This is a genomic window from Actinotignum sanguinis, from assembly GCF_030230305.1.
GTDB lineage: Bacteria > Actinomycetota > Actinomycetes > Actinomycetales > Actinomycetaceae > Actinotignum > Actinotignum sanguinis.
The window spans coordinates 222602-247532 of sequence record NZ_JASPCQ010000001.1; the positions used below are offsets into that span (position 1 = coordinate 222602).

The window sequence follows — 24931 nt, forward strand, 5'->3', positions numbered from 1 at the left end:
CGCTAGAATGGTGCGCAGCACCACACGAAACCTCTCAGGCACAGGAGCGAAAATGAGCACAAAGAAAAACGCAAAGGCGCGAGACCGGGAAAGTAGCTGGACCACGGCACCCGGTATTGCGCTGCAAATCCGGGCTGGTTTTCAGATCGCCTCCGTTGCTACCGGATCCACACCTGGCTGGCACGGGAATAAAAAGGCCGGGAAAGCCGCCATGAAGGAGCGCGGGAAGCTCCTTGCGGAGCTGCAAGAACGGCTCTATGCCGAAGCGCGTCAGGGCGGCGAGCGGCGAGTGCTGCTCATCGTGCAGGGGATGGATACCGCAGGTAAAGGCGGTATTTGCCGGCATGTGCTCGGGATGGTCGATCCGCAGGGCGTGCATCTCCGGTCTTTCGGGGTACCCACCGCGGAGGAACTCTCCCACGATTTCCTGTGGCGGATTCGGCGTGCGCTACCGCCGGCCGGGATGATCGGGGTTTTTGATCGCTCGCATTATGAAGATGTGCTGGTCGGGAAGGTAGATGAGCTGGCCACTCCCGCGGAAATTGAGGAGCGGTACGAAAAAATCAATGAGTTCGAACGTGAACTCGTGGATGCTGGATATACGCTCGTCAAGGTGGCCCTGCTTATCGGCTATGAGGAACAGGGTTTCCGGCTGCTGCGCCGGCTGGCGCGCCGCGATAAACACTGGAAGTATTCGCCTTCTGATGTGGCCGCGCGCGCCCAGTGGCCCGCCTATATGGATGCCTACCAAGCGATGTTCGAGCGTACCTCCACGGAATATGCCCCGTGGTATGCGGTGCCGGCAGATCGTAAATGGTTCGCGCGGCTCGCGGTAACCGAGCTCCTCGCCCAGGCGCTGGCCCGGCTGGCTCCGCGCTGGCCGGAGGTCCGCTGGGATCCGCGTACCCAGGCCGCGCAGGTGCTCGCCACCATGCCCCGCCACACCGCGCAGCTCTCCGTGGAAGAACTCCGTGCGGAGGTTGAGGATGTCGCCGCTGAATCCGAGGATTACCGCAACGGCGTGGAAAAGCTCATCACGCAAGACGCCCGCAAAGATGCCGGGGAACGGGTGGGGAACGGGCAGTAACTAACGGTAACGCGCCGCCGCCTGCTCTTCGCTCTCCAGTCCGGGTACCCGCGCGAAGAGGTCCGTTTCACCCTCCGTTGGGGCCGGACCCACGGTGGAGGCCGCCAGGTAGAAATCCTCGTGCGGCCACACCTGCGCCTCCAGATCCCGCGGCGCAGCGAAGAAAAGCCCGTTCGGGTCGATTTGGGAAGCATGGGCACGCATGGCCGCATCACGTAGTGGGAAATATGCGACGACGCCGACCCGGGTGCTTGCGGCATGCCGCGGGCGCGGGAATTGCGCGGCCTCCTGGAGCCACTCCGTAAATGGGCTGACCTGGCCGGCTGCGAGAATCGCTTCGTGCAAAGCGCTCAGCCGGGTGAAGGAAAGATTGGCGTCGTAATAAAGTTTGGAGACCTTCCAGGGCTCACCCAGCTCCGGCCAGCACGGCTCTCCCGCCAGCCGCACCGCCGCGAGGGTCGCGGTATGGGTGCGCACATGATCGGGATGCGGATAGCCGCCGTTTTCGTCATAGGTGGTCACCACCTGGGGCCGGAATTCGCGGATTTGGGCCACGAGGGCACGGTGTACATCCGTATCCGCGGCCCGAGCGAAACTATCGGCGGGCAGCTCAACATCCGGGTATCCCTCGGGAAGTCCGGAATCCACAAAGCCGAGGAAAACGTGCTCAATACCGAGAATGCGGGCTGCTGCCGCCATTTCTTCCCGGCGTAGCTGCGCCATGGTGCGCCCGGCCAGAGCTGCGGCGTCGAATAAAGGATTGAGGATATCTCCGCGTTCGCCACCCGTGCAGGTGACCACCCGGACTCGGCCGAGGCGGGCGTATTTAGCCAGCGTAGCTGCGCCTTTTGATGATTCATCGTCCGGGTGGGCGTGGACGCTAAGGAGGCGGCGTTCGTCCATTATCCTTCTCCTTCCGCAGCTGGCTTTTGGGCTTAGCTCGTGGGTTTTGTGCTAGTGATACGGGCCTGTGGACGTGCGCTCATGGGCGCGGCTGCCACCGGGCCGATTCACCGCGCTACTCTACCAAGATGCTCCGGGCACTGCCGCGGGGTGGTAACGGAGTGGAACACGGCTGGGTGCCGGGAGGGAATCGTGGGATCGTGACATGGTGGAATCTTGGAATACGCACGGGAATGTTGCAAGCCGCGGAAGGCTGGTATGCTTAGCCGGAGAAACATGCCTGTCAGGGCATGAATTTTTTTATCCGAGTGGGGCGTCCCACCCGCGCCCAGCGCTCGGGCCCCCGCAACCGCATCGCCGCACGAGGGCGTGCCGAGCTGCGCCGCGCGAGCGCGGACTCATAACCGAATGACCAACCGGGTAGGTGCATATCTCGCACCCACCCCGTGACGAGAAAGAGAAGAGATGTCTGAAAACACCAAGGGAGCGTGGCTCTCCCCCGAAACGTATGAGCACCTCAAGGCCGAACTCAATGACATGATTACCGTCCAGCGCGCGGAGATCGCCAAGAAGATCGAAGCGGCCCGCTCGGAAGGTGACCTGCGGGAGAACGGTGGCTATCAGGCGGCTCGCGAAGAGCAGTCGAAACTGGAGGGGCGGATCGTAGAGCTGACCGCTCTGCTGGAAAACGCCCATGTATCCGAGCCTCCCTCGGGTGATGAGGTGGCCTCCGGCACGGTTGTGACAGCCACCATTGGCGGCATGGAAGAAACCTTCCTCCTCGGTTCGCGGGAGGCCGCGGATATTGTGGGGATGGAAGTGTATCCGGAAAGCGCGCCGCTCGGGCAAGCAATCCTGGGCCTGAAGAAGGGGGAGAAAACCACCTTCAAGAACCGCCTGGGCCGCCCCGTCAAGGTGGAAATCCTTGATATCAAGCCCTACGAAGGCTAGGAAGCTAGAAGGCTAAGGTGCCACGCGAAGGCACCAAGGAAAGCGGAAAGCAAGGCGAACATTTAGGTAAGAGCTAAGGAGCTGATCGTGAATCTGTCTGCTACCCCCGCACTGCCCGGCCGACCCGATCCGATTAATCCGAATCCGGCGCCGCACGTGGTTCTGGGTACGCCCGTGCTTGCCGAACCCGGTCCGGGTGAGGAGCTTATCTACCTGGCCTCCGGGTGTTTTTGGGGTGCGGAAAAGCTGGCTTGGGAAGCCGGCACGCTGAGCACCGCGGTTGGCTATATGGGCGGCACCACGCCGAATCCCACCTACGCGGAGGTGTGCACGGGCCGCACCGGGCACGCGGAAACGGTGCGAGTGGTTTTTGATCCGCGTGTGCTTCCGCTGGAGAAGTTACTTCAGCTTTTCTTCGAGTCCCATGATCCGACCTCGCTTAATCGGCAGGGAAACGATGTGGGCACCCAGTATCGCAGCGCTATTTTTACGACGACGGACATCCAGGAGCGCACCGCTCGGGCCATGATTGCCGGTTATGAGGGTGTTCTTCGGGCGGCCGGGCGGGGAGCTATCGTGACGGAAGTGGTACCGGCGCTGGCCGCCGGGCCCTTCTACCTGGCCGAAGAGGAGCACCAGGGTTATCTTCATAAGGTTCCGCACGGCTACCAATGCCATGCACGCACCGGGATCGCCTGCCCGCTCCCGGGCGCTGGCCCGCTCGGCTAGCCCCGGACCATTACCAGAAACCACCGAAGGCCGGGACGGATTTTTTCCGTCCCGGCCTTCGTTTGAGCTATCAGCCTTAGTTCCGCGAGGATGCGGCCAGGTAGGCCACGACGCGCAGCACTTCGAGGTAAATCCACAGGACCGTCATAACGATGCCGAAAGCTGCCGTCCACGCGAATTCTTTCGGGGCGTGGCGTTCCACCGCGAGCTTGGCGGTTTCCAGATCTGAGATGAGCACGTAGCCCGCCACCGCGATCATAACCAGACCGAGGATGATTCCCAGGTGGAAGCCACCCACCGTAATATTACGCAGCGAGTTGGTCACGCCGGTCAGCATCAGAATGAGGTTGACGAAACCGAAGATAATGTAGGCGATCATGATGGTGAGGACCACCCGACGGCCCTTGGCCGTGGTGCGGACCTTGCCGGACATGTGGAGGAACACCGCTACACCCACCACAATCGCGGTACCCAGAATCGCTTGGAAAGCGACCCCCGGATAGAGAGTGTCAAAAGCATTGGTGATCGCGCCGAGAGCCACGCCCTGGAAAAGGGAGTAGGCAATCGAGATACCCGGGCCGACCATCGGGCGCCAAGCCCCGAACATGCCCACCGCGAAAGCGATGAGGGAGGCCGGGATAGCGAGCATCATCGCGTAGTCCAGCGGCACGAAAAGCATGGTGGCCGCGCCGGCAACGATGGAGACCGCCAGCAGAATCGCGGTTTTCACCATGGCATCGTCATAGGTCATGGTGGCGGTTGCCGGAGCCCCGAAAGCACCGGGCTGGCCGTAGCCGCCCGCGTACTGGTCATAGTCCTGCTGCGGATAAGCCTGACCGTAGTCCGGATGCGCAAAGTTGTACTGGTTGTGCCAGCCGGACTGCTCCGCACCGTAGCCGCCACCCGGCTGTTCATAAACACCCGGGCCGGCCTGGTACCCCTGGCGCGGTTCCGTTGCAATATTGCCACCGCGGAACTGCTGGTTCGGTGTGGCAGCACCCTTGCGGAAATACGGGTTGTTACTCATCACGGGATTCGACAAAATACCCTCCTGTATTGTGGTGGACCGCCGGATAGGCGGCCCGCCTACTGTCAGACGCGACCATCGTCCGGTTAGCATCCAGGTTACGTAGAAACTTGGTTATAACTCGTCCACTATCGTCTCCAGGGTTATTCTCAAGCCCGTGCCTGAATTTTTCCTGAAAGACTTCTTGGTTTTCCTCAATCAGCCTAAGATCACTGTTTACGGGAATAAACCGGAATAAACCCGGACACACCTCCGCGATTACCCCCGAGCATCAGCTCCCGAAACATGGCATATCCAATCAGTACCCCCGGACGGACTCGAACCGACACTGAACCGATTTTAAGTCGGGTGCCTCTGCCAATTGGGCTACGGGGGCTGAACATGCGAGCACGCCGGCCCGTATGAACATCCCTAGAATACTACCTTGTTGCGCCACCCTGTAGAGTAGGGGGGATCCTAAGCGCGTCGCTTCACCGGCTTGTACCTGAGTAGGGGCCGCCGGCCGCTAGCTGCGCCGTCGTACCACCAAAACCTAGGCACATAGAATCGAGAGGGAATGACACAGCGCGAGAACCGCGACACCACTCACGAATCCGCCATCGCACCTGAATCCGCCACCGCAGCGGAAAGCGCCGCGCCCCCGGAAAGCGCTTCGGAAACCGGGCAGCGCAAGCTCCGCTCGGGCCTGCGCCGGGTGGGGAAACTCGCAGCGCCGGTCACACGCTACAGCGAGGCACTGCGTAATGAATCTTTTGCCGGTCTGGTCTTGGTCATTTCGGCGGTCGTGGCGCTCATCTGGGCCAATTCCCCGGGCCGCGATACTTATTTCGCGCTGGCAGCCACGAAAATCGGGCCGGAAAGCTTAGGGCTCCACCTGGATCTGGCGCACTGGGCCGCGGATTTCGTGCTCGCGCTTTTCTTCTTCGTGGTGGGCATGGAACTCAAGCAGGAATTCACCATCGGTTCCCTCAACGACCCGCGTAAGGCGGCCCTGCCGGTGCTGGCTGCGGTGACCGGTATGCTCGGACCTATTGGGGTGTATTGCGCTACCCAGGCTATTTCCGGCGCCCATATTTATGACGGCTGGGCTATTCCTGTTGCCACCGATATCGCTTTCGCGCTCGGGGTGCTGGCGCTGGTGGGTAAGGGGCTACCGAAAGCCGCCGGTATTTTCCTCATGACGCTCGCGGTGGCCGACGACCTGGGCGGCATTATCGTCATCGCGATCTTCTTCTCGGAGGGGGTCAATATCCTTTTCCTGGCCGGCGGCTTGCTGGTGGCGGTCGTGTTCGGGCTGCTGTGCTGGAAAGGTTGGAACCGCTGGTGGCTGCTGTGGCCGCTGGCGCTGGTGTGCTGGTACTGTTTCTTCCGCGCCGGAGTCCACGCCACCATTTCCGCGGTAGTCCTTGGTTTTATGATCCCCACGTCCACCACCGACGCGGATGACACCCCGCTCACGGAACGCTATAGCGAACGGCTTATTTTCTGGTCGGCCGGGATTGCACTGCCGATTTTCGCCTTCTTCGCCGCGGGCGTGAATATTACCGATGCCGGCGGAATCACCGCGCTGCTCACCGACCCGGTTGCCATCGGCATCTACCTGGGTCTCCCGCTGGGCAAATGCCTCGGCATTTTCTGCGGCACCTGGCTTTTCGTGAAAGTTTTCCGCCTCAAATTGGGCGAGGGCCTGCACCTGGGCGATATTTTCCCCATGTCAATCCTGGCCGGTATCGGCTTCACGGTCTCGCTGCTTATCGCGCAGCTTTCCTTCGCGCCCACCGACCCGCACGAAGCTCACGCGCGCGTGGGCGTACTCCTCGGCACACTACTCTCTGTGGTTCTCGGGGCGCTCGCTACCCGGGTGCGGGTGCGGCATCACCGCGCTTCCGGTACCTTGCACGACGACGCCGCCAGTAGCAGCCCGGACTCTGCCTCCTAAGCGGCGGGCCGGGCGGGAGGCTGGGCTTCCCGGGCAGCCCACAGGGCCAGGCCGTCGAGGATGTCGTGTTCCGAGGTGGTGATGGTGGCGAGTGGACGGCCCGCGGCGCTGCAACGCTCGGCAATGCGACGCACCACTTCTTGCCATACCAGCGCCCCGGCTCCGATCACGGGGGCCCGCCCCGGGTGCATAAAGCCGAGCGCGGCGCGCTCCTCTAGGGGCGCGTGGATAAACCAGTCGGTGACCTTATCGATATCGGCCAAGGGCATCGCGGTGCCGTGCACGGCCGCCGAATCGTAGGTGTCCAGGCCCAGCCAGGTGGCGGTTACCGAGGTGACGGTACCGGCCACCCCGACCACCTGTTCAGCCTGCCCGAGGGGAACGTGCTTTTCTGCTTCGTCTAAGGCCGTGCGGATATCGGCGCGGGCATTTTCCAGTTCGGTCGGGGTGGGTGGATCGTGACGCAGGTGGCGTTCGCGCATCCGCACCGAGCCAATATCCATGGAATGGCTGGCTATCACGCTGCCGTCCGCGCGCCCGAGCACGAGTTCGGTGGAGCCACCACCCAGGTCAATAAGGAGCACCGGGGAGGTGGGCGAACTCAGCGCGGAAATTGCGCCGGAGAAAGAGGTCTGGGCTTCTTGAGCGCCGGTGAGCACCTGGGGGCGCACCCCGAGCCGGGCCACCACCCCATCGAGGAAGTCCGCCCGGTTGGAGGCATCACGCGTAGCGGAGGTGGCAGCAAAGCGAATGGAGGTCACTCCCGCTTCCCGGCAGAGGCGCGCGTATATATCGACCTGGTTGAGGGTGCGTTCGAGGGCTTCGGGGGCGAAGTGCCCGGTGGCATCCACACCCTGGCCCAGGTACACAATTTCCATCTGGCGGGTGATATCACTCAGGGCGCTGCCGTCCGTTCCGGGAACATCGGCAATGAGGAGGCGAATGGAATTGGTGCCGCAGTCAATACCGGCAACCCGCTGCGAGGGCGCGGCGGGTGCATCCTCGCAGTGGCAGGTGGTGGCGTCCCAGCCAACGAGCTCAAGGGCACGGTCCCCCAGCGGGCATACTCCCCGCCCCGCGCTCAGCGCGTAGCCGGCCAGCGCGTGCAGGCATTTGACCCGCTCGGGCATGCCACCGGCCGACACCCCGGCAATTTCCGGGACCTCACCGAGCAGGGAGCGGCGCGCTATATAGGATTCGTGGGCGGCCAGGTGAGCGGCGCGCAATGCGGCGTCGTCGGATAAAGCAGCGGTCATGGTGGCCATTTCCCCGCGCGCTTCCAGGCGAGAAATCTCTTTGACCAGGTAGGGCAGGCACAGGTAGAAGAGGGTCGGGAAGGGTTCGCCGTGGCCAAGGCGCGGCAGGGTGATGGTGACCGCGGGGCGGCCGCAGGCGCAGCGTGCCCCGATGCCGACGAGGCCGCGCGGGACGCGCCCGAGCTGGGCGGCTACCTCGGCGCGGTCGGTGGGGCGCAGCGGGGTGGCATTCGCGGCGATACGGGTGAGAAGCTCGGGGGTGACATCGCGCTCGGTGAGGACATCGGTCATGCTTATTCTCCTTCGGGGGCGGGCGCGGTATCGGGTGCCTGGTTTGCGGCGTCTTCCGGCGCGGGTTGTTCTGCGGACTGATCTGCCGGGGCGGGAGCCGAGCCATCCGCCGGGGTTTCGACTTCCGGTTGCGTGGCTCCATCCGGTTGCGGCGTGGGCGGCGTGTACATCGGGGCTTCGTCCGGGTTATCGATCTGCCCGTCCACGGAATTACCCGCGATGGTGATGGAATCCCAGCCGGTGATGTACCACGGAGTATTCGCGCGGCGTTCGCGATTGACGGTGGCGACCCGTTCTTCCAGCTGCTCCTGGGCGGTGCCCTCATTCGGGTCCGCGCCCACGAAGAGCCGCTGGCCGGGAACAACGTAGCCAAGCCGCACCCGAGCCTGGGCCCGCACGTAATCCGGGTCGTTCCACAGGGCCTTTTCCACTTCGAGTTCCCGGGTGTGCTGCTGCACGTTTTCCAGCTCTGCACGCACCGCCCGCAATTCGTGCTGCTGTTCTGAGAAGCGCGAAACCGTGGGGGTCACAATAATGATGGCGAGGATAGTAAAAAGCGCGATAGCTACGGCTCGCAAGCTCACGGTGTGCTGGCGCTGGCCGGTTTCCACTTTTATGGCCCGGCGCTGGCCTTTTCTCCCAACTTTGTTCGCTGGCGTACCGCCCCGCCCGGGCCGGCTGCTTTTATCCGAGCGGTTACTGGTGGCTTGGCGCTGATTTCCCCCCTGCCACGGTTTTCCTCCGGTGCGAGGCTTGGTTCCGGGCCGCGGGGTAGCACCCGGGCGTGATGGCGTTTCACTGCGGTAAGCAGCCCCGGCGCGAGCCGGAGAGCTGGCTGAACGAGCAGCCGAGTGAGGTGAACGGGCTGCTGAGTGGGCTGAGCGCGCCTGCGCATCGCCGCGCGCTCCCCTATCGGGTCGCTTCGGTTTCCGACTACCTGCTTTACCGCGCGGCATGAGGTCGGATCCTTTTCGCCGGGTACCACTTGAGCGGGGGTTTGCCCCGGCGTCCCGGGGATTCGGCGCAGCATCCCTGCGGTTTAGCGCCGCGTCGCGGCGCTTCGCCTGATTTCCTTGGTTCGCTTCAGATCCTTGATTCCCCAGAACTCCGCGCGCGGAGATGCGGCGGTTGCGCTCGGGGCGCGAGGGGGGACGGCGAACACTCATGGCTACCAGTCTAGGCGCCCGGCATCACCGCCCGCGAATAGGGCGCGCCCCCGCCAAGGTCACACAATGCAACCTGACGACATCAAAACAATTTCTTAACGTAGCTGCCGTTGCATTTTGTTTTCGGGCAAACGCGACGATCATCCCCTAAGAATCTCACGAGTTTCACAACGCCCAATAGTCACACGAGGCCCAGGCCGGGCGGTATATGTTTTCAGAGATGTAGTGCAGATGTCGTACATGCGAAGTACACCTCGGAAAAACACCCCGCACCTGCCGCCGCGGCGATTCGGATGCGCGCACCAAACGGCCACCCAACAAAGCGCCGCCCCTCCCCCGAAAGGAAGGAGCGGCGCTCAGCGCTATCCGTGGGCCACCGGGCTACCTGATTACCCAGCTAGCCAGCCCGGAGCTTCCAGAAGCTTAGGCCTTGAAGCGCGGGAAAGCAGCGCGACCGGCGTAGACTGCGTCCTCACCGAGTTCATCTTCGATGCGCAGCAGCTGGTTGTACTTGTTGATGCGCTCGCCGCGGGCCGGAGCACCGGTCTTGAGCTGACCGGAGTTGGTGGCCACCGCGAGATCCGCAATCGTGGTGTCCTCGGTTTCGCCGGAGCGGTGCGAGGTCATCGTGCGGAAGCCGTTGCGGTGCGCGAGCTCCACGGCTTCGAGGGTTTCGGTCAGCGAACCGATCTGGTTCACCTTCACCAGGAGCGCGTTCGCGGCCTTGGTTTCGATGCCCTTCTGGAGGCGGGTGGGGTTGGTGACGAAGAGGTCGTCGCCAACGATCTGGACGCGGTCACCGATTTCGGAGGTGAGCTTCTTCCAGGCATCCCATTCGTCTTCCGAGAGCGGATCCTCGATGGACACGAGCGGGTACTTCTCCACGAGCTCTTCGTAGTAGGCGATCATTTCGTCCGAGGACTTGGTGCCGCCCTCAAACTTGTAAACACCGTTCTCGAAGAATTCGGTGGCGGCAACGTCCAGGGCAAGACCGAAGTCCTTGCCCGGGGTGTAGCCGGCGCGCTCGATCGCTTCGACGATGAGGTCCAGAGCTTCGGCGTTGGAATCCAGGTTGGGGGCGAAGCCGCCCTCATCGCCCAGGCCGGTGGCCAGGCCGCGTTCCTTGAGAACGCTCTTGAGGGTGTGGTACACCTCAGCACCCCAGCGCAGCGCTTCCTTGAAGGTTTCGGCGCCGATCGGGGCGATCATGAATTCCTGAATATCAACGTTGGAATCGGCATGCGAGCCACCGTTGAGGATGTTCATCATGGGAACGGGCAGGATGTGGGCGTTCGGGCCGCCAATGTAGTGGTAGAGCGGCAGGCCGGCCGATTCGGCGGCGGCGTGCGCCACGGCGAGGGACACACCCAGGATGGCGTTCGCGCCGAGCTTGCCCTTGTTATCCGTGCCGTCCAGGTCAATGAGCAGCGCGTCAAGAGCGCGCTGATCATTGGCGTCCATGCCAATGATTTCCGGAGCGATGATTTCATTCACCGCTTCCACTGCCTGCTCGACACCCTTACCGAGGTAACGACCCTTATCACCGTCACGCTTTTCCACGGCTTCAAAGGCGCCGGTGGACGCGCCGGAGGGAACCGATGCTCGCTTGTAGGTGCCATCATCCAGGACAACTTCAACCTCAACGGTGGGGTTGCCACGGGAGTCGAGAATTTCGCGGGCGTTAACTGCCTCAATGAATGCCACAGGTACTCCTTCATATAGACCGTGCCACATAGTTGTGGCTACCTGCGCGGAATATCCGCTGTTTCTATTGTCTCTCAAAACACCCGCGCGCGTCATGCTCAGGCCGTGATTAACTCGGCGTTTTCGCCCTGAGCCGCGAAGATTTTCGCCCACTCGGGACTTTGGCACCGCGCGCGAACCGCCCGGGTGCTAACTAGCTCACGCACTTGCGCGGAGAGTTTAGTGCGCCGTGGTTTCTTCCGCTGCGCCGTTAGGTACGACGACGACGCCCGCCCCGCTCCCCTCCTCTTTCACCACCGAGGTCAGCACGGGGTGAGCCAGGAAAGCGATGAGCGCGGCAACCCCGGCCAGCTGCAGGGTAAAGATGTCCATGAGCACCTTGACCACATAGGCCACGCCAACCTTGACCGGATCGGCGGTGCCAGCGGAAAGCTCATTGAGCTCCAGCATGGCGAAGGGCCCCGCAATCTGGAGGAAAATCGCGATGACCAACAGCGCACCCGCAACGCCGTACGTGCGCCGCGCAAAATTCTTTAGAAGATTCGGACTCACGTTCATCGTCATAACAACTCCTTTGTTGTGCTTTTATCATCCTAGAGCAAAAAAATGAAACGTCACTAGTTTTTCGAAAAAGCGGGCCCGGCACGCGCTTGTATATCGCACGTGCCGGGCCCGCCCGAGCATCAGCTCATTTAATGGTCGCGTTTAGGCGGCACGACGACGCCGCACTGCGAGCGCCCCGCCGGTGAGCAGGACACCGGAGAGGAGCGCCAAGGAGGCGGCTTCCGCACCGGTATTCGGGAGCTTCTTCGCCGACTTCTTCACCACGGTCTTGCCGGGCTTAGCAGGAGTGGCCGGCTTGGAGGATTCGGCCGGGGCCGGGTCCGCGGGTGCCGGCACAGTGGGCTGCGCGGACGCGGTCGGATCCGCGGGCTGAGCCGGAGCGGCCGGCTGGGAGGGCTGATCCGGATCGGTCGGCTGCGCCGGCTGGGTCGGGTCGGCAGGCTGCGTCGGTTGCGCCGGCTGGGTCGGGGTCGGGTCCGCGGGTGTGCATTCCTTGAGGGAAGCAACGTTATGGACGGCGCCACGCACGGTTGCTGCGTGTTCGGCAGTGATCTCAGCGAGCACGCCTTCGTCCACAACCGGATTGAGTTTCTCGAGTGCCGCAGCGGTGGCTGCCTGAATATCGGCTTCGGCCTGGGTACGCGCGGCTTGCGGAGCGCAATCCAGCGCGGCCAGGGCCTTGAGCTGAGCGGCCTGTTCGGCTTCAATAGCGGCTTTCGCTTCACTCAGCTTGGTAGCCCAGGCATCAAGGAGCGGAAGCACATGGGAGAAGGTATCGGCAGCGTAGTTATCCGGGGCAGCATCGAAAAGCTGCTGGGCCGCATTGCGCACCACCGGGTTCTGCAAGCCCGCGATAAGGGCAGCGGTATCAGCCTTGGCCTTGAGAGAGCCCGCCTTGCGGACCAAATCACGCACCCGGTTCGAGCTCTGCCCGTAGGTGGTTTTCACGCCGTTGAATTCCTTTTCGCCGGAGATAATCCAGCGCAGCTGTTCCAGGCGAGCATATTCAGCATCCCCAAGCGGGGTAATGGTAGCCGGATCAATATCCTTCCACCACGTCTTCCCGGTCAGTTTCTCAGCTTCGGGGCGGTACGCCGCCGCTTCACGCAGGTAGGCAACGTCTTTCTTGAGCTGGGCGAGGGTGTCCGCATCAATATAGGAAACATCCCCGTTGAGCACCGCGTCACCCGCAATAATCATCTTCTCGTAGGCTTCGAGATTCTGCAGCACGATAATGCCGTTGAGGCACTGGTTGAATTCCTTGCTCTTGCCCTGCTTGGCGAGGTCGATGCAGGAACGAATCTTCTGGACAACTTCGCTCTTATTTCCGGCCGCGGACTTCTGGAATTCTTCGTTGACCCGGCGATCCATTTCCGCAACGGTTTTAGCCGTCTTGGTTACTTCAACAATGGCCTTGTCCAGCTCGGATACCCCGTTGGAATAGGCATTCACATAGGTTTGGGCGGCCGCAACGAAACGCTGGTCCACATAGGCCTTGGAGTAGTGAGAGGCCTGATTCTGCAGCGCACTGACCATCCAGGCATCGGCCTGATCGGCAGGGGTAGCCCCCAAGGCTTCATTAATCTTGCCCGCAGCGTAGTCGGCAGTACTGGTATCAGCAGCGGCGGCAGGGGCCGGCGCGCCTGCATCGGCAGCGCCCGCAGCTCCGGCACCCGAAGACACCTCCGAAGCAAGCGGCGCGGTGGCTTCGTTCAGGCGTGTCGAATCCGCGAGAGCCGCGCCCGCACCGCCCAGCATCACTGTGCAGGCGGTCGCGGCAGCCACGACACCTCTGAGTACTTTCTTCATATTCTTCCTTACGCTCTCAGCAGCCACGCCACAGGTAGCCGCCACCATCGGTGCCGTTGCGTCATCCCATTTCTTGGACTTAGGCGCCCCTAACGAACATAAGCACACGAGCGCGCCAGCTTTCCACGCGGGTACCCGTAGCCCAGCCCATCGATTCCACCGCCACAACGTACGATTTAAGTTATCAAATTACGGCAGTATTAATAAAGATGCTTCAAATGCAAAACCGTCACAGCGGTGCGTATGCGGGCAGGCCAGCGAGCCGGGAACACCGGCCGCAAGTCCGGAATAGCCCGCTGCTAAACCCGCTGCTACCCCACTGAGGAAATAAATACCGCGGTGATGAGATTGGACACCCACTCGAGCAGCTCATCACCTTCCATGGGTGCTCCACTTCCGAGGCGCGCGGACGTCTGCGCCACCCCGAGCGACACCGGCCGTGTGCTTCCAGACCCGCCGCTTCCAGCGGCAGGCGCCGGCGGAACAGGAACCATGAGGACTCGAACCGCCGGCTTGAGCATCGCCCCCGGATACAAGCGCTTGAGCCGAGCTTGCCGCGAGTCAGGCAGCGCCACCGGTGTGAAACGCACATTGCGCCCCATCTGGGTAATTTCCTCCAGCCCGGCACTGCGCGCCAGGTCACGCAGCTGCGCTATCCGGAAAAGCCGCGCGGCCACCTCGGGAATCTCCCCGTAGCGGTCGCGCAATTCCGCGCGAATTTCCTCGCGTTGGGCCTCCCCGCGCGAAGCCGCCAACTTGGTGTAAATCTCCAGGCGCAACCGTTCGGAAGGCACGTAATCTTCGGGCAGGTAGGCTTCCACCGGCAGCTCAATGCGCACATCGCTGCTGGCGTCGTCGTCGCCCGGAATCTCCCCACGTATTTTCGCGACCGCTTCGGAGACCATGCGCACGTACAAATCGAAACCAACGCCCTCAATATGGCCGGATTGTTCGCCGCCGAGCATATTGCCCGCCCCGCGGATTTCGAGGTCCTTCATGGCAACCTGGGTGCCGGCCCCGAGGTCGGTATTCGCGGCGATGGTTCGCAGGCGTTCCAGGGACGTTTCCGTGAGCGCGCGATCCGGATCATAAAGGAAATACGCGTAGGCACGCTCGCGCCCGCGGCCCACGCGCCCGCGCAGCTGGTGGAGCTGGGAAAGCCCGAGCTTATCGGCATTATCCACAATGAGCGTATTCGCATTGGAAATATCGAGGCCCGTTTCCACGATGGTGGTGCAGATGAGGACGTCTATCTCGTGATCCCAGAAATTCTGAATAACATTTTCCAGATCGCGTTCGCTCATTTTTCCGTGGGCGACGGCGATGCGCGCCTCGGGCACCAGCTCGCCGAGCTGCGCGGCCACCCGGCCCATATCCCCCACCCGGTTATGCACGTAAAAAACCTGGCCGTCGCGCAGCAACTCGCGGCGAATCGCGGCGCTGATCTGGCGATTTTCCCGCGCACCCACGTAGGTGAGAATCGGGTGGCGTTCCTCGGGCGGAGTGGCCAGGGTGGACATTTCCCGCACTCCCGTGACCGCCATTTCCAGCGTGCGCGGAATCGGGGTGGCCGACATCGAGAGCACATCGATATTCGGGTACATCTGCTTGAGCGTCTCTTTATGTTCGACGCCGAAACGCTGCTCCTCGTCAATCACCACCAGGCCGAGGGCTTTGAAACGCACATTTCCCGTGAGCAGGCGGTGGGTGCCGATCACCACATCAATACTGCCAGCGGCGAGCCCGGAAATGACCTCCTCCGATTCGCGCGGGCTCTGGAAACGCGAAAGCGCCGCCACCCGCACCGGGAAACCGGCGTAGCGTTCCTCGAAAGTCTCCCGATGCTGCTCCACCAGCAGGGTGGTCGGCACCAGAACCGCCACCTGGCGGCCATCCTGCACCGCCTTGAAAGCCGCTCGCACCGCAATCTCTGTTTTGCCGTAGCCCACATCCCCGGAAATAAGGCGATCCATGGGAACCGGCTTTTCCATATCGGCTTTCACTTCGTCAATGGTGTGCAGCTGATCGGGGGTTTCCACGTAGGCGAAAGCGTCCTCGAGCTCGCGCTGCCAGGGAGTATCCGGCGAAAATGCGATACCCGGAGTTGCCATGCGCTGCGCGTAGAGACGAATAAGCTCGGAAGCAATTTTGCGGGTGGCAGCCCGGGCCTTCGACTTCGTTTTCTCCCAATCGGCCCCGCCCATTTTATTGAGGCTCGGGGATTCGCCGCCCGAATACTTCGAGACCTGGTCAAGTTGATCGGTGGGCACCCAAAGCTGATCGGGCGGCCCACCGCGCCGCGACGGCGCGTACTCCAGCACAATATATTCGCGCTGCCCGCCTTTACCGCCAATCGCGCGCTTTTCCATCCGCACGAAACGGCCCACCCCGTGGCGATCATGCACCACAAAATCCCCGGGAGTAAGAGACAGCGGATCAACGGCATTCTTGCGGCGCCGCTTGGGCAGCGTGCGCATATCCCGGGTGGAAGAACCGCCCCGCCCGGTCAGATCCGCGCCCGCGTACACCCCGAGCTGCTGGCCTTCCATAACGAAACCCTCGGCGATGGGCGCGGCCACCACGTAAACCACCCCGGACTCGAAATGCGCGGGGAGCTCCGCTACCGCGCTGGCGGGAACGCCCAGCTCACCGAGCTGTTCCGCGTAGCGGCGCGCCAAGCCCGGCCCGTCCACCACCAGCACCTGCCGCACCCCGCGCCGTGCCTGCTCCCCGATAGCGGCGAGAGCCTCATCAACTTTCCCGAGGAATTTGCGCGGTTCGCGCGCCGCGACAGCGGCGCCGGCGTCGTCGTTCTTGGTGGTGCCTCCAGTGGAGGCGACGTTTCCGGAAAAGCCGCCGAGCGTCCACCAGGCCTGGCCGCGTTTCAGCGCTTCCGCCCGGGTGGCCGTGACGCTCGCGAAACTCGCCGCATTGGCCTGAACCGGCGGCGTACCCCCGGCCGCCGCCGCGCTCCAGGCCGCCGCCAGGAATTCCTCCGTGGTGGCAATCAGCGACTCGGCGCGCTGGTCCACGCGCTCCGGCTCGATAATGAGGAGGCGGGCGGTGGCGGGAAGCACATCCACCACGGCGTCCATGCCGTCCACGAGCACCGGCGTGAGGGACTCCATGCCCTCCGGGGCGATGCCAGCGGCGATTTTGTCGAGCATATCGGTGGCGCCGGGCAGCTCGCTGATGAGCGCGCGGGCGCGGGTACGCACCGATTCGGTGAGGAGAATTTCGCGGCAGGGCGGGGCGTAGAGCTCCTCGCGTTCCTCCATGGAACGTTGGTCGCCCACGGAGAAAGTGCGGATTTCGTCCACGGTATCTCCGAAGAATTCCACGCGGATCGGATGGCGTTCCGTGGGCGGGAAAACGTCCAGAATTCCGCCGCGCACCGCGAATTGGCCGCGGCGTTCCACTATATCAACCCGGGTGTAAGCAGCGTTCACCAGCGCGTTTTCCACCTCCTCCATGGGGGCATCCTCATGGAGGCGGATGCGCACGGGCGCCAGATCACCCAGCCCGCGGGTAATGGGCTGGAGCAGCGCCCGCACCGGCATAATGAGCAGGCGCAGCGGCTCGAATTCTTCCGGATGGGCCAGGCGGCGCAGGGTGAGCAGGCGGCGGGCCACCGTATCCGAACGCGGGGACAGGCGCTCGTGCGGGAGCGTTTCCCAGGAGGGGAATACCGCGATCTGCTCGGCCGGGAGGTACGCGCGCATCGCGCCCTCGAGGATTTCGGCCTCCCGCCCCGACGCGGTAATGGCCACGTGGAGGGGATGCGATGCGGCGGGGCCGGTTACCGAATCACCGCCGTGCGTAAGGTAGGCCAGGGCCGGGGGCACCACCCCGCGCGGCATCGGAATATCCAGGCGAGTAGCGGTCGAAGCGGCGGCGCCACTCAGAGCGGGATCGGCGCCGATGAGCGGCAGCAAGGATTCTAATTGCACGGGACGCTCGTTTCCTTCCTCGTCCTTCTGGGGTTTTGGTTCACGCTCGGCGCCACCGGCTAATGCTTCGTATGCAAACGCATCGTGGCGCTTTCCAGCCCGTTACGTAGCACATCCTCCACGGCGTCCGCGGCCTGTGCGATGAGCACGTCAAGCTCCTTGCGCTCCGCCGAACTAAAAGGGCGCAGCACAAAATCGGAAGGGTCCTGGCGCCCGGGCGGCCGGCCGATGCCGAAGCGCAGCCGAATATAATCCTTCGAGCCCGTGGACTGCGAAATCGACTTGAGCCCGTTATGCCCGCCTTCGCCCCCGCCGCGCTTGAGACGCAGCGTTCCGAAAGGAAGATCAAGTTCATCGTGAACCACAATAAGGTTCTCCACCGGGCAGTCGTAATAGCGCAGCAGCGAGCTCACCGGCCCTCCCGAGGTATTCATATAGCACTGGCACGTGGCAAGAATGACCTGCTCACCGGCCTGCCCGGGCATCACCCCCACCCGCGCGGAAAGCTGGTTCGTCTGGGTGGCGCCGTGCGAGCGCAACTGCCCCCCGCAGCGCGCGGCAAGCTCCGCCACCACCATATACCCACAATTGTGGCGAGTTCCGGCATAGGTAGCACCGGGATTACCTAATCCAACAACAGCGTACATGCGTTCCTCCTGTGCATCTTCAACCGTACCCGCTTACCCGAGATTGTTGCGTTCCTGCGTGCCTCGTATTTTTTACGACGACGCCGACATGGCACGCGGCCGCGGACATTGCGTCCGCGGCCGCGTGAAAGTCACTCGTGGCGAGTGGGGTGCATTGCTGATTTACTCGCCGGCACCTTCGGAAGCTGCCGCTTCTTCGGCTGCTTCTTCTGCCTGAGCTTCGGCCATAGCGGCATCGGCTTCTTCCAGCGCCTTATCAACCTGAGGCTCCATGACCAGGGAGACGATTTCTTCACCGTCAACCAGGGCTTCCACATCCTCGGGAAGCTTGAGGTCCGCAACGGTGATACGTGCGCCATCTTCGAGACCTTCGACGTTGACCTCGATGGATTCCGGAATATCGATTGCCGGGGCAGACACCAGAATATTGAGGAGTTCGAGGGTGTTGATAAGGCCCGGAGCCGGTTCGCCCACAACGACCACCGGAATTTCAACCTCGACCTTTTCATCGCGCTTGACGCGCAGGAAGTCAACGTGCTCAATGGAGCGCGAGAGCGGATTGCGCTGAATGTCCTTGACCAGCGCGAGGCTCAATTCACCATCAATAGTAAGGCTGACCAGGGCATTCGGATTGCCCTTGACCGCGAGGAACATGTCGTGCGCATCCAGGTGCACGTGCACCGGCTCAATCCCGTGCCCGTAAAGCACCGCGGGAACGCGCCCATCGCGGCGCAGGCGGCGAGCCGCACCCTTGCCAAATTCATCACGGGTTTCGGCAGTCAGCTTGGCAGCATCAATAGCCATGATTCTCCTTCGTTGTATTACCGGTCACCCGAATGACGGGCTGACCTAGATATTGTCAATATGAACACCCGAGGCGCGCAGACCGCGCCGGGTGGTGGCCTCGTAAAGCAGGCCACCCGAAGGAGCGCCTGCCGCGTCGATAACGGAAAAGTTCGCGAGCGCGGATCCCGTTCCCAGCTCCCCTGCCCGCAGGTTCACCAGGTGATTCCGCGCTTCGAGCTCCCTCCCTCGCCGAAGCAACGCCGTCAATTTTAGGGCGACGGCGGCAAAAAACAAAGTTTTTTGCCGCTCCTCACATACCCCGTGCCCTTCCTGCCCTACCAGCGCCTCACCGCCAGCCCGCTCCACTGGCACACCCACTGGCACACCCGCGACCCGCGCCCAAAAACCTCGACTCACCGCAACGCACTCACACCCGCCTGACCTGGGCATACGCACGCAGCCACGCCGTCACGGGCTGCTCAACCCCGGAATGCCCACGTTGCCACACCATCCGCCTCGCTAGAATCCGCCCCGCCAGCTGGCGCCGTCGTCGTACCACCCTTTCCCACCCACAAAACGTGCATTTTGAACCTTAAGACCCACAAAATGTACATCCTGGACATTAAAACGCCGAAAAACTGTCACCCACGTACATTTTGTTTTGGCGCACCTGTGGAGGCACGCTAGCGGCACCTTCAAGCGATTCCCGGTCGGCTTTCGCTTGTGGATAACCTCTTGTTCCTGTGGATAGCACCTTGCCCAAATGACCGTGAGGCTCAATACTCACCCCATGAGCAAACGAATCCGAGATCTTCCACTACATCCTCCCATCTTTAGTCTCCCGCAGCTCGATAAGCTTGGGTTACCTAGGTCCTTCACCAGACATCGGCGTTTCGAGCGGCTAGCACCCGGAATTTATCGGGACACCAAACGTGACATAACGGAAGTCGACGTTCTTCTTGCTCTCCTTCATAGATTTCCTACAAGCGTGGTAACAGGGAGCTCCGCAGTGCGCCTTTGGGGATTACCACTACCACCTCGTCTAGTGACATGGGACAGCTCTAAACCGGTAAACCTCTCATCCCCTTCAAAAAAACTACCCACATTCCCACCCCCTTATCCGCTGGGATCGCACGCAGCTGCTGGACAGCGACATAGAAACGATCCGCACGCCCGGCGGGAACCTGCGCATTGCGTCGCGGCCGCGGGCAGTGCTGGCGAGCGTGCCGGATCTATCGTTTTACCAGCTCATTGCGGCAATCGACGCGCTCCTGCGCATTCCTCGCCGGCGCTTCGAGGGGAGGTCGGCGCCCTACGCCACCCGCGAGGGCTTGGAAATATTCCTGGCCGAACACCCGAGCTGGAATTTTGTGGCACACTTTCGCGCGGCGCTGGCCTGGGCGCGGGTGGGCGTGGATTCGCCAATGGAGACTCTGCTGCGGCTCATTATTGCCATGGCGGGATTCCCGGAGCCGTGCCTTAACCAGCGGCTTCTCGCCCCGGACGGGCGCTCGCTCGGCCAGCCCGATATGCTCTTCGAGGAGCAGCGCATCATTGTGGAGTACGACGGCGCACCTCACCGAGACGCCTCTCAGCAGGTCAAGGATCGCCAGCGGCGCGAGCTCCGCACCAGTTACGGCTGGATCGAACTACAGGTTTTCCACCCGGATCTCCGCCTTCCCCGGCGGCTCGTCCGCATGATGTTCAACCCGGGCAAGCCCGTGCTTCCGCGCATCACGAGCGGCGAAGTTCCCGCAACCGCTCGCCTGGCCGAGGCCTTCCGCCAGCGCGGGTGGCGGGTGAGGGAATGAGCCGGTAGAGGGTAAGGAACTGAGTAGGTGGCCGACCCGGAATTACGGCAGCCGCGCACATTCTTATAGGGCTTGCTCAATGCCGTCTACCTCGCCGCGCCGCCCTACCCCAATGCTCGCAGCAACAGCCAAACCGCGAGCGCGGTTCCGAATATGCCGACCAGCCAGCGCACCACACCTCCGGGGAGGAAACGCTGAAGGTGCGGGCCGACCATCCCGCCCAACAACCCGCCGAGCATCATGGTCAGCGCCGCCGCGTAATCCACTTCCCCGGACCAGATGAAAAAGAGCAGGGCCGTGAGATTGGCGCAGCCCAGAACCGGGGATTTGAGGAGGAGTGCCTCGTGGGTGGTCATCGGGGTGAGGATCGCGGCGATGCCAAGATACACAACCGCGGAGGCCGCGCCGAAATAACCTCCGTACACGCCCAGCACTCCCACCAGCACCAGGAAGGTGGGAACCGGAATATTCGCGTGGATGCCGCGTCGTTCCAGGTAGGGGCCGATCAATGTGGAGAGGGTAGCGATGAGCACCAGCCAGGGCACCACGAACTCGAAAACTTTCGGATCGAAAGCCAGCAGCAGTACCGCGCCGATAGCTCCGCCCACCGCGCTGATAAACATCTGCGGCCACAACGGGTAAGCCTGCACGGCCCGCATGGAACGCCAGCCGGTGAGTACCGACCCCAGGCTGCTCCCGAAATTATTGATCGCGTTCGTGACATTGGCAGTAATTGGCGGGAACCCGAGGGCCAGCAGCGCCGGGTAGGTAACCAGCGAGGCCACCCCGGTCAGGTACCCCACGATGCCCCCAAGCAGGCCGGTAGCGAAGACAAGTACGGACAGCGCCCAAGTCGATGTGACCACCACGTGCGTTATCTCCCTTCCCAGCCGCGCAAAGTATCCGCGCCAAACCGTACAACGTACCGGCTTCCCAGCCGCAAACAGAGCCCGGTACTTTTTCCCCCCCCAGAAAGCACCGCGCTACCACTACAACAAGAAAGGCGCCGGCGCGCTCAAAGCGCACCAGCGCCTCCTCGTGAGGCTACCTCACCTTTAGTACGCGCCGTCAAATAGCGAGGTCACCGAGCCGTCCTCGAAGACTTCGTCGATGGCGCGGGCCAGGGTGGGGGCAATGGAGAGCACCGTCAGGCCCTTGAAACGCTTCTCATCGGGAATCGGCACGGTGTCGGTCACCACGAGTTCGCGAATCGGAGCGTTCGAAAGCCGCTCCACCGCTTCCCCGGAAAGCAGCGCGTGGGTGGCCGCCACGATAACGTCCTTGGCGCCGGCATCCTTGACCACGCGAATCGCGCCGACCAGCGTACCGGCGGTATCGATCATGTCATCAACAATAATGGCGGTTTTGCCTGCCACGTCACCAACCACGCGGTTGGCCTTCGCGGAATTGGCTTTCTCAATATTGCGGGTCTTATGCACAAAAGCCAGCGGAATTCCACCTAGGCGCGAAGACCACTGCTCAGCCACCTTAATACGGCCGGCATCGGGTGAGACCATAACGGCGTCGTCGCCGGTAATAATCGAGCGGACGTATTCGACCAGGGTGGGCATCGCCCACAGGTGGTCCACCGGCCCGTCGAAGAAACCCTGGCTTTGCGCGGCGTGCAAATCCACGCTCATAATGCGGTTCGCGCCGGCCGTCTTGAGTAGATCAGCCACCAGTCGCGCCGAAATCGGTTCGCGGCCCTTATGCTTCTTATCCTGGCGGGCGTAGGGGTAGTACGGCGCCACCACGGTGATGCGCTTGGCCGAGGCACGTTTGGCGGCATCCACCATGAGCAGCGTCTCCATCAGCCATTTATTAATGGGGCTGCTGAAGGCCTGCATAATAAAAACATCCGCCCCGCGGATTGACTCCTCATAGCGGATGTAAATTTCTGAATTTGCGAAATCGTAGATGGTGGTGGGCAGCATGCTGATGTGGAGGCAGCGTGCCACCTCCTCCGCCAGCTCCGGATAAGCGCGGCCCGTGGCTAGGACCAGCCGCTTATCGTTCGATACCCGCATTCCCGTACTCATTGTGCTCCCCCGATGTGTTTCGCCTGCTTGGGTTTTTCGACGTTGTCAGCTTATGTGATCGCGGCGCTACCCGCTACCTGGTAAACGGCGTTTACCGCCAGAACAGTGTTTACCCACCACAGCGGTGCTGGGCGGCTTCCCCGAGCGCCACCGCGTGCCGGGCGCATTTCCCGGCTGGGATGAGGCAATCGCGCAGGTACACATGCCGCGCCCGCGCGCCTTCTTCCACGATGACATTGCTCAGTTCCCCGGGGCCCACGTGCCCGAACCGCGCCACCCGCGTGGCTCCACGCAAAATACTATTAGGTTCGACGACGCAATCCGGCTCCAACTCCACCTGGACATCAATCCACGCCGTGGCCGGATCAATAATGCTCACCCCGCTGCGCATCCACTTCTCCCCGATGCGCCGATTCATTTCCCGACGCAGGGCCGCCAGCTGGACAAGGTCATTCGCACCTTCCGCAGCCAAGTAATCACTGCTCACATAGGAACCAACCCCAGCTCCGAGCTGGTACGTCCGCGCCACCACATCGGTCAGGTACATTTCCCCCTGGGCATTATCGGTGCCCAGGGTCGCCAGCGCCTCGCGCAAAAACGCGGCATCGAAAATATACGTGGAGGTATTGATTTCGTCGATGGCACGCTGCTGCGCACTTGCGTCTCTATCTTCTACGACGGCGCAGATGGTTCCCTGGCTATCGCGCACAATCCGCCCGTAGCCAGCCGGGTCGGGAACCCGGGCGCTCAGCACGGTGACAGCGGGGCTGGCAGGGAGCGCCTGGGCGGTAGCGGCGGCGTCGTTCTTGTAAGCACCGTTCCCATGAGCGCGCGCAAGCTCCCCGAGAATCTCCCCACCCAAAAGCGGGGTATCACCGGCCATAACGAGAACCGGGCCGGTCACATCGGCTCCCAGGGCTTCCATCCCACACCACACCGCGCGGCCGGTGCCCTTGATCTCATCCTGGTCGGCGATGATGACAGAATCGTCCAGCTCACGAGCGTGGGCGGCCACCCGCTCCCGCTCGTGACGCACCACCACAACAATATGCTGGGGATTCAAGCTGCGGGCGGCGGTGATGGCATGCCCAAGCAGGGTGCGGCCGCACACCTCATGCAAAAGTTTCGGGGTGGCTGATTTCATGCGAGTTCCCTGGCCAGCAGCCAGGATGACGACAGCGGAGAGATCCATGCCTTCCCTTTTCTGGCGGCGATGCGCCCTATAGTTCGCCACGGACGCTGACGCTACGCCCGAAAACGTTCCGCCACTAGGATTCGAACCTAGAATAACGGTTCCAAAGACCGCTGTGTTGCCGTTACACCATGGCGGAAAACTGCCGACGCGCGGGCCGGCACCGATATAGTCTAACCGACCGAAGCGCTCCTGGCATAATACTAAGTATGAAACAGACCTCGCCTGAGGGCACGAACGGCATCGATGCTGCGCGCGCCGCCAATAACACGCTTACCCACCCCACCCAGAACACCGCTGCCACCACCGCGGCTGCCTCCCCGAACACCTCCACTCCGGCCACCACACCGGCCCCCGCTTCGGAAAAGAAGCGGGTGCGCATGTCGCGAGCAGACCGGCGTAAACAATTGGTGGGCGTGGCCCGCGAACTTTTCGCGGCGCAGGGTTTTGACGGTGTTTCCATTGAAGAAATCGCCGCGGCCGCCCAGGTCTCCAAGCCGGTTGTGTACGAACACTTCGGGTCCAAAGAGGGCATTTACAACGTGGTGGTGGATCGTGAACTCGTCACGCTCACGGAATTGCTCTCCGCGCGTATGAATATTGGCTTACCCGAGCGTGAGGTGCTCGAGTCCATCGTCGTCGCCGTACTGGATTACATCGAGCATAACGACGACGGTTTTCGCCTCCTCGTGCAGCGCTCGCCAGCTACGCTCGGCGGGGATTCCTTCTCCACCGTGATCGCGGATGTGGCTGATTACGCCTCGGATTTACTGGCGCCCATGCTCGGCCGCAATGGTATTTCTCCGCAGTATGCCCGCATTTACGGGCAGACTCTGGCCGGGGCACTCGGCCAGGTGGGCCAGTGGTGGGTGGATGTGCGCCAGCCCGATAAGGAAACAGTGGCGGAGCACGTGGTGAACTTTATGTGGAACGGCTTACGCGGGCTGGAATCGCAACCGCGCCTGCTCACTCGCGGTGGGCACTGAGCCAGCGCAAAGGAACGCATTGAGCGGGAAGTGCAGTTTTAGGTTTGCCCCGTGCCGTGACATAGAATGGACAGCGACACGCAAATAGAACGAT

The 24931-nt window shown here is 62.5% G+C and carries 21 protein-coding genes and 2 tRNA genes; 7 read left to right on the forward strand and 16 right to left on the reverse strand.

The window, feature by feature from the left end; genetic code table 11:
* The first annotated feature begins 52 nt into the window (after nucleotides 1-52).
* On the forward strand, nucleotides 53-1087 hold the full coding sequence (locus QP828_RS01000) for a PPK2 family polyphosphate kinase (protein WP_284891048.1): 1035 nt from the start codon (nucleotides 53-55) through the stop codon (nucleotides 1085-1087).
* Here QP828_RS01000 and mca read toward each other — a convergent pair whose 3' ends face one another.
* On the reverse strand, nucleotides 1088-1990 hold the full coding sequence (gene mca / locus QP828_RS01005) for a mycothiol conjugate amidase Mca (protein ID WP_284891049.1): 903 nt from the start codon (nucleotides 1988-1990) through the stop codon (nucleotides 1088-1090).
* Nucleotides 1991-2455: 465 nt separating this feature from the next.
* Here mca and QP828_RS01010 point away from each other — a divergent pair, with 465 nt between their 5' ends.
* Nucleotides 2456-2941: a GreA/GreB family elongation factor gene (locus QP828_RS01010; RefSeq protein WP_016443212.1), complete on the forward strand. Its 486-nt coding sequence runs from the start codon at nucleotides 2456-2458 to the stop codon at nucleotides 2939-2941.
* 87 nt (nucleotides 2942-3028) lie between these two features.
* Nucleotides 3029-3670, forward strand: coding sequence for a peptide-methionine (S)-S-oxide reductase MsrA (gene msrA, locus QP828_RS01015; protein WP_284891051.1), 642 nt, complete (start codon nucleotides 3029-3031; stop codon nucleotides 3668-3670).
* Between the two features lie 76 nt (nucleotides 3671-3746).
* On the opposite strand, the gene QP828_RS01020 is transcribed toward msrA, so the two are convergent.
* Entirely contained in the window at nucleotides 3747-4697 is a 951-nt protein-coding gene (locus QP828_RS01020; protein ID WP_284891053.1) for a Bax inhibitor-1/YccA family protein, read from the reverse strand.
* 302 nt (nucleotides 4698-4999) lie between these two features.
* Nucleotides 5000-5073, reverse strand: a tRNA-Leu gene (locus QP828_RS01025).
* Nucleotides 5074-5253: 180 nt separating this feature from the next.
* Between QP828_RS01025 and nhaA the strand changes: the two genes are divergently transcribed.
* Entirely contained in the window at nucleotides 5254-6636 is a 1383-nt protein-coding gene (nhaA, locus tag QP828_RS01030) for a Na+/H+ antiporter NhaA (protein WP_284891054.1), read from the forward strand.
* On the opposite strand, the gene QP828_RS01035 is transcribed toward nhaA, so the two are convergent.
* Together QP828_RS01035 and QP828_RS01045 are read right to left on the reverse strand one after the other, a co-directional pair.
* On the reverse strand, nucleotides 6633-8183 hold the full coding sequence (locus tag QP828_RS01035; RefSeq protein ID WP_394532162.1) for a DUF501 domain-containing protein: 1551 nt from the start codon (nucleotides 8181-8183) through the stop codon (nucleotides 6633-6635). The genes nhaA and QP828_RS01035 overlap by 4 nt on opposite strands.
* A gap of 2 nt (nucleotides 8184-8185) precedes the next feature.
* A complete protein-coding gene (locus QP828_RS01045; protein ID WP_431832055.1) occupies nucleotides 8186-8767 on the reverse strand; it encodes an FtsB family cell division protein in 582 nt (193 codons plus the stop codon).
* Between the two features lie 200 nt (nucleotides 8768-8967).
* Here QP828_RS01045 and QP828_RS01050 point away from each other — a divergent pair, with 200 nt between their 5' ends.
* The gene (locus QP828_RS01050; protein ID WP_284891056.1) at nucleotides 8968-9141 is read left to right on the forward strand and encodes a hypothetical protein; all 174 of its coding nucleotides are present in this window, start codon (nucleotides 8968-8970) and stop codon (nucleotides 9139-9141) included.
* Nucleotides 9142-9772: 631 nt separating this feature from the next.
* Here the strand turns inward: QP828_RS01050 and eno are convergent.
* From eno to QP828_RS01085, 7 genes are all read right to left on the reverse strand, one after another.
* Entirely contained in the window at nucleotides 9773-11053 is a 1281-nt protein-coding gene (gene eno, locus QP828_RS01055) for a phosphopyruvate hydratase (protein ID WP_016443220.1), read from the reverse strand.
* Between the two features lie 219 nt (nucleotides 11054-11272).
* Nucleotides 11273-11617 (reverse strand): hypothetical protein, encoded by a 345-nt coding sequence (locus QP828_RS01060; protein WP_284891057.1) that lies wholly within the window; start codon nucleotides 11615-11617, stop codon nucleotides 11273-11275.
* Between the two features lie 141 nt (nucleotides 11618-11758).
* Nucleotides 11759-13426, reverse strand: a complete 1668-nt coding sequence (locus QP828_RS01065; RefSeq protein ID WP_284891059.1) for an LPXTG cell wall anchor domain-containing protein — start codon at nucleotides 13424-13426, stop codon at nucleotides 11759-11761.
* Between the two features lie 311 nt (nucleotides 13427-13737).
* Entirely contained in the window at nucleotides 13738-17376 is a 3639-nt protein-coding gene (gene mfd / locus QP828_RS01070; RefSeq protein ID WP_284891061.1) for a transcription-repair coupling factor, read from the reverse strand.
* Nucleotides 17377-17435: 59 nt separating this feature from the next.
* Nucleotides 17436-18023: an aminoacyl-tRNA hydrolase gene (gene pth, locus QP828_RS01075; protein ID WP_284891062.1), complete on the reverse strand. Its 588-nt coding sequence runs from the start codon at nucleotides 18021-18023 to the stop codon at nucleotides 17436-17438.
* A 162-nt stretch (nucleotides 18024-18185) separates the two neighbouring features.
* Nucleotides 18186-18827 (reverse strand): 50S ribosomal protein L25/general stress protein Ctc, encoded by a 642-nt coding sequence (locus QP828_RS01080; RefSeq protein ID WP_274736262.1) that lies wholly within the window; start codon nucleotides 18825-18827, stop codon nucleotides 18186-18188.
* 45 nt (nucleotides 18828-18872) lie between these two features.
* A complete protein-coding gene (locus QP828_RS01085; protein WP_284891064.1) occupies nucleotides 18873-19025 on the reverse strand; it encodes a hypothetical protein in 153 nt (50 codons plus the stop codon).
* A gap of 1007 nt (nucleotides 19026-20032) precedes the next feature.
* Between QP828_RS01085 and QP828_RS01090 the strand changes: the two genes are divergently transcribed.
* Nucleotides 20033-20620, forward strand: a complete 588-nt coding sequence (locus tag QP828_RS01090) for a putative endonuclease domain-containing protein (protein WP_284891065.1) — start codon at nucleotides 20033-20035, stop codon at nucleotides 20618-20620.
* Between the two features lie 104 nt (nucleotides 20621-20724).
* Here QP828_RS01090 and QP828_RS01095 read toward each other — a convergent pair whose 3' ends face one another.
* The 4 genes from QP828_RS01095 to QP828_RS01110 form a co-directional block, all read right to left on the reverse strand.
* Nucleotides 20725-21486, reverse strand: coding sequence for a sulfite exporter TauE/SafE family protein (locus tag QP828_RS01095; RefSeq protein ID WP_284891066.1), 762 nt, complete (start codon nucleotides 21484-21486; stop codon nucleotides 20725-20727).
* A 189-nt stretch (nucleotides 21487-21675) separates the two neighbouring features.
* Nucleotides 21676-22659: a ribose-phosphate diphosphokinase gene (locus tag QP828_RS01100; protein ID WP_274736270.1), complete on the reverse strand. Its 984-nt coding sequence runs from the start codon at nucleotides 22657-22659 to the stop codon at nucleotides 21676-21678.
* Between the two features lie 109 nt (nucleotides 22660-22768).
* Nucleotides 22769-23851, reverse strand: coding sequence for an NTP transferase domain-containing protein (locus tag QP828_RS01105; protein WP_284891067.1), 1083 nt, complete (start codon nucleotides 23849-23851; stop codon nucleotides 22769-22771).
* A gap of 68 nt (nucleotides 23852-23919) precedes the next feature.
* Nucleotides 23920-23990: transfer RNA gene (locus QP828_RS01110), tRNA-Gln, on the reverse strand.
* A 70-nt stretch (nucleotides 23991-24060) separates the two neighbouring features.
* Between QP828_RS01110 and QP828_RS01115 the strand changes: the two genes are divergently transcribed.
* Entirely contained in the window at nucleotides 24061-24837 is a 777-nt protein-coding gene (locus QP828_RS01115; protein WP_284891069.1) for a TetR/AcrR family transcriptional regulator, read from the forward strand.
* The last annotated feature ends 94 nt before the right edge of the window (nucleotides 24838-24931 follow it).

Bases quoted from the DNA above. Each gene is read 5' to 3' on its own strand.
- QP828_RS01060 (WP_284891057.1), bottom strand. From the start codon at position 11,617: ATGACGATGAACGTGAGTCCGAATCTTCTAAAGAATTTTGCGCGGCGC.
- QP828_RS01035 (WP_394532162.1), bottom strand. From the start codon at position 8,183: ATGACCGATGTCCTCACCGAGCGCGATGTCACCCCCGAGCTTCTCACC.
- QP828_RS01115 (WP_284891069.1), top strand. From the start codon at position 24,061: ATGAAACAGACCTCGCCTGAGGGCACGAACGGCATCGATGCTGCGCGC.
- QP828_RS01080 (WP_274736262.1), bottom strand. From the start codon at position 18,827: ATGGCTATTGATGCTGCCAAGCTGACTGCCGAAACCCGTGATGAATTT.
- mca (WP_284891049.1), bottom strand. From the start codon at position 1,990: ATGGACGAACGCCGCCTCCTTAGCGTCCACGCCCACCCGGACGATGAA.
- QP828_RS01020 (WP_284891053.1), bottom strand. From the start codon at position 4,697: ATGAGTAACAACCCGTATTTCCGCAAGGGTGCTGCCACACCGAACCAG.
- QP828_RS01105 (WP_284891067.1), bottom strand. From the start codon at position 23,851: ATGGATCTCTCCGCTGTCGTCATCCTGGCTGCTGGCCAGGGAACTCGC.
- QP828_RS01065 (WP_284891059.1), bottom strand. From the start codon at position 13,426: ATGAAGAAAGTACTCAGAGGTGTCGTGGCTGCCGCGACCGCCTGCACA.
- nhaA (WP_284891054.1), top strand. From the start codon at position 5,254: ATGACACAGCGCGAGAACCGCGACACCACTCACGAATCCGCCATCGCA.
- pth (WP_284891062.1), bottom strand. From the start codon at position 18,023: ATGTACGCTGTTGTTGGATTAGGTAATCCCGGTGCTACCTATGCCGGA.
- QP828_RS01000 (WP_284891048.1), top strand. From the start codon at position 53: ATGAGCACAAAGAAAAACGCAAAGGCGCGAGACCGGGAAAGTAGCTGG.
- QP828_RS01100 (WP_274736270.1), bottom strand. From the start codon at position 22,659: ATGAGTACGGGAATGCGGGTATCGAACGATAAGCGGCTGGTCCTAGCC.
- QP828_RS01010 (WP_016443212.1), top strand. From the start codon at position 2,456: ATGTCTGAAAACACCAAGGGAGCGTGGCTCTCCCCCGAAACGTATGAG.